Annotated in this window: 2 protein-coding genes; both read right to left on the bottom strand. The window is 48.0% G+C overall.

Annotated features, from left to right (window positions below):
• Window positions 1-51 precede the first annotated feature (51 nt).
• Window positions 52-2,703, bottom strand: coding sequence for a GAF domain-containing protein (locus H6S82_RS20910; protein WP_190473059.1), 2,652 nt, complete (start codon window positions 2,701-2,703; stop codon window positions 52-54).
• Between the two features lie 448 nt (window positions 2,704-3,151).
• Window positions 3,152-4,189 (bottom strand): glycosyltransferase (locus tag H6S82_RS20905; protein ID WP_191056646.1); only part of this gene is annotated, 1,038 nt, incomplete at its 5' end.

Genomic DNA, 4,189 nt, shown 5'->3' with positions numbered 1-4,189 from the left:
GATTGAATTTCAATCTAAAATCCAAAATCCAAAATCCAAAATTCTCAATAGTTACTTTGTTGCCATTGTATGAACGCCATCCCAATGTTCGGGAGGTGGATCTAATATATATTTTTTAGCTCGTTCTATATGGACGGAGATCGCTTGGTCAAAGGGACGAATCTTCAGAGCAGTTTCAAAGTTAGCAATTGCCCGATAAAAGTCTCTGGCAAGGTAAGCTTCTCGTCCGGCATTGTAATAACCCAAAAATTCTTGGGTTGGGTCTTCCAGGGGTTGAGTGCGATTGCCAATCAATTCATAGATAGTGACCGCTTCGTGCTTTCCCTTCACTCTGATTTTATCGAGTTCCCGTACCCAAATGCGATCGCGACAAAGGTTATAAGTAAACTCGCTCAAAATAATATCGCAACCGTACTCTTTGGTAACGCCTTCCAAACGAGAACTGAGGTTAACTCCATCGCCAATTACCGTATAGTCCATTCGTTTTTGAGAACCGATATTGCCAGAAACGACTTCTCCGGAACTGATGCCAATGCCGATATGGATTTGCGGTTGGGCGGCAATAATACGGCGGTGGTTGAATATCGCAAGGCGTTTCCGCATATCTAGGGCGGTTTGTACGGACAACCAAGCATGGTCTTTCAGGGGTAGCGGCGCACCAAAAACGGCCATAAGAGCGTCCCCAATAAACTTATCTAACGTACCCTCGTGGTTAAAGACTGCTTCTACCATTGTTTCAAAGTACTGATTCAGCAGCGATACCACTTCAGCCGCTCCCAGATTTTCCGTTAGGGTAGTGTAACCGCGAATATCGGAAAATAAAATGGTGACTTCTTTGCGTTCTCCTACCATTAAGGAATCTTCAGCTTGTGCCATTACCCGTTCGGCTACACCGGGGGTCATGTAGCGGTAGAGGGTAGTTTTCATCCGTTTTTCTTGGGAGATGTCTTCCAGGACTACCAAACCGCCGCGCACGCCTCCTTCTGGGTTAGTGAGGGGGTTGACAGTCAAATTGAGGCTGCGTTCGATTTCCCTAACTTTTTCCTTCGGGATGTAAGGACGAGTTGGGATGGCACCGTCACCTGTAGTAGATTCGTTCCAGGGAATGAAAATATCTGGATTGGTGCGATCGCGAATAACGAGAATGTAGTATTTTGTATCTTCTTCTGTTTTGGAGTGTTGGTTGTTGGTAGATTCGTGGGATGCGGTCTGCGGCGAAGATTCCTTGACACCTTCTAAGTTGTCCTCTGAAGGTTCGATCCACAAACCCACGGTCAAGCTTTGTTCTGGAACATAGTGTTTTGCTGCATATTTGAGGCTATCCTGCAACCGCATTTGCAGATTTTCGATCGGCACTACCTCCCAAACGAGGCGACCCATCAATTTTTGCTCCCAAACTTGCTTGTTGATTTTACCGCTAGCGTGTTGAAGGGGACAACCCAGCAATTCTAGAGCGGCATCGTTGATCGTGACGATCCGACCTTCCATATCGGTGGAAATCACTGCATCTGAGAGGCTTTGCAGGATATCCTTTTGATATTGCTTCTCTAAAAGTACACTTTCAAATAATTTGGCATTTTCTAACGCGATCCCAGCTTGAATATTAAATGCTCGCATAAATTCTTCATCCGAGCTGGTGAAGCTACCCTGGTTTTTGTTAATCAGTTGGGTAACCCCGATCAGGTTGCTGCTAGAGTTAAATACTGGCAAACAGAGGATATTGCGGGTGATGTAACCGGTACGCTTGTCTGTGCTGGGGTCGAAGCGAGGATCTTTGTAGGCGTCGGGAATGTTCAGCGGCTGACCTGTAGAAGCAACGTAACCGGCGATCCCTCTATTTGCGGGAATGCGGATTTCCAGCATAGTTTTGCCATCTGCGGCGGTTACCTTGCTCCAGAGTTCGTTGTTTTCTCTTCTGAGTAAGAATAGAGTACTGCGATCGGCCTGCATCAGTTTGCGAGCTTGATCCATGACTGATTGCAGAGTTGTTTCTAAGTCTAAACTCTTGCCCAGAGTTTGGATCGCTTCCAGTAGGGCTGCTGCACCGCGCTGTTTGCGGGCGGCGACATAAAAGGACTGACAGCTTTCTAGGATAATGCCGATCGAGGCGGCAAAATCGCGAAAACTTTGTTCGTCCTCGCTATTAAAAGGTACATTCCCAGCTTTGTTGGTCAGCTGTACAACTGCTACTACCTGCTCTTTGCTGCTGAGGATAGGCATACAAAGGATGTTGCGGGTGTAATAGTTGATTTGTTTGTCTAATTCCGGGTTAAATAAGGGGTGATTGTAGGCATCGGAGATATTCAGACAAGCACCTGTTGTAGCTACGTGACCTGCTACCCCCGCGTTCATCGGCAACCGAATTTCTAAAGGCTTTTCATTTTCGGCTGTAGATATTTTTGACCATAGTTGGCCTTTATCGGTATCTACCAAAAAGATCGTAGTCCGATCTGCTTGCAGAATTTGGCCGATTTTGAGCGTAATTGCCTCTAGAGTCCTCTCCAGCATGGTTTCTAGGGCTTCGTTATTGATTAAATCGATTGCCCTCAGAAATTGCTGGAATTCGGCGGTAATAAAGTCGAGTAAGCAGACAAATTCCGGAACTGAAAGAGTTTTGACGCGATGCAACAGTGCATGAGTGCGATGCACTTGAGTCAACTGAGTCAACGTCGCCAGGACGCTACCAGTGTTCGGGAGTGTCATGGTCATGACCGATTACGGGCTGTAGTTTGGCTCCCTTGGGCTAGGGAATAGGGGTTAGGGCGTCGGGAGTAGGGGAAGAGGGAGAGGGAGGAATTTTGAATGATTGACTTTTGACTTTTGGCTTTTGGCTGCCCTGCTCCCCTGTTCCCCTACTCCCCCGCTCTCATATTTCCCTCGTTCTCCGGTTTTTGCCTGAGAACGTTTTGCCTTCCCGAAGGGTGAATGTAAGGCGACCTACTACGAATGTATCCGTTTGGCTAGCTAGGAACAAGCTATTTTAATACAATCTTGCGAGTGGGGCTCGGTCAAAGTCAAAAGTCAAAAGGAAAAAAGGGGTTAGGGATTAGGGGTTAGGGGTTAGGGAAAGTCAATCATTCAAAAATTCCTCCTCTTCCCTTTCCCTCTGCCTCTTCCCTCTTCCCCTAGCCCCTAATCCCTAACCCCTAGTTCAGGCTGCTAATGGCATTGACTGGGAAAAAATCGCAGATTGATAGTAGCGTTGTAGTTGGCGGGTTGCAGCTGCCCAGCTCCAGCGTTCTGCTTCTCGGCGGGCGTTGGCGCGTAGGGTTTCGCGTTCTTCTGGATGAGCTAACAGGCGTTGGGTAGCTGCGATCGCTCCTTGTTCGTCGGTAGGATCGAATAGGTAGCCGTTGACTCCATCTGTGACTATATCGGGAATACCGCCGGAACGCGCCGCTACTACGGGACAGCCTGCTGCCATTGCTTCTAACAACACCAATCCCAAGGTTTCGGTACGGGAGGGGAAGATAAAGGCGTCGGCGGAAGCATAGGCGGAGGCGAGTTCTTTACCGTGCAGATAGCCGACGAAGTTGGTGGGTGTGTCGGCAAAGAGTTTTTCTAAGGCTTCGCGATGAGGGCCATTCCCGACTAAGGCTAGGCGGGCGTTGGGTATGGCTTCTAATAGAGGTTTGATGCGATCGATTTCTTTTTCCGCACCCAGACGACCTACATAGATGAGCAGCGGGCTATCCGGGTGTCCCTGACTGAGGCGCGATCGCATTTCTTTACTTGCTAAGTCGGGATCGAACATTTCCGTATCTACTCCCCGCTGCCACAAGTCTACTCGCTCAATGCCGTGGTTTCTCAGTTCTTCCACCATTGCCATTGAGGTACACAAATTTAACTGCGCTTGATTGTGGGCTGATTTGAGCAATTCCCACAGTAAACCTTCCAGCATTCCCAATCCGTAGTGTTGCAAATACTGAGGTAAATGGGTATGATAGGAAGCTATGAGTGGAATTTTCAGCATTTTTCCGTAGAACAAACCGCCCAATCCCAAAATAGCTGGGTTGACAACGTGAATGATATCCGGCTGAAACTTTTCTAGGGCGTGACCGATCGCAGGTCTCGGCGGTGCTAATTTTAACTCTGGATACATGGGTAGCGGAAAGCCGGGAACCCCGTAAATTCTCGCTCCTTTATATTCGTCCAAGCCGTAGTCTGGTGAAAAAATTAATACTTCGTC

Source organism: Planktothrix sp. FACHB-1355, from assembly GCF_014748295.1.
Classification (GTDB): domain Bacteria; phylum Cyanobacteriota; class Cyanobacteriia; order Cyanobacteriales; family Aerosakkonemataceae; genus Aerosakkonema; species Aerosakkonema funiforme_A.
This window is presented reverse-complemented; position numbering and strand designations above follow the sequence as displayed.

Bases quoted from the DNA above. Each gene is read 5' to 3' on its own strand.
- H6S82_RS20910 (WP_190473059.1), bottom strand. From the start codon at position 2,703: ATGACACTCCCGAACACTGGTAGCGTCCTGGCGACGTTGACTCAGTTG.